Source organism: Massilia mucilaginosa, assembly GCF_011682145.1.
GTDB classification, from domain to species: domain Bacteria; phylum Pseudomonadota; class Gammaproteobacteria; order Burkholderiales; family Burkholderiaceae_D; genus Telluria_A; species Telluria_A mucilaginosa.
This window is the reverse complement of the sequence record NZ_WHJH01000299.1, coordinates 1-313: the sequence shown is the minus strand read 5'-3', so window position 1 is coordinate 313 and position 313 is coordinate 1. Positions and strand designations below refer to the sequence as shown.

Sequence of the window (313 nt, the reverse complement as noted above, 5' to 3'; positions counted from 1 at the left end):
ATGCGGTTCGCACGTACCCACAGGATTTTTGGCGGCATCAGTGCGCGCAGTGGTGGAAAATGGAGGATGTTCATTGGCTTCTACTTGATCACGTTGATGAAAGACGTCAGGAAAAACACCCCGACAATCACGGCGGCGACGTCGTCCGCGTGCTCGCGCATGCCCCAGCGCCGCAGCGCCTGGACGATGTATGGATAGACGTGCTGGAACAGCGTCAATGGCATGCGCACCAGCGGCCAGCTCATGACCATCAACAGCAGGACATTCGGCCCCACGTAAATGAGAAAGCCGGGAAGGTCGAGCCGGGGCCGCG

1 protein-coding gene is annotated in these 313 nt (G+C 59.4%); it reads right to left on the bottom strand.

Annotated features, from left to right (window positions below; all coding sequences use genetic code 11):
- Positions 1-80: 80 nt before the first annotated feature.
- Positions 81-313, bottom strand: a 233-nt coding sequence (locus F2P45_RS34950; RefSeq protein ID WP_166882742.1) for a hypothetical protein, incomplete at its 5' end; no start/stop codon positions are given.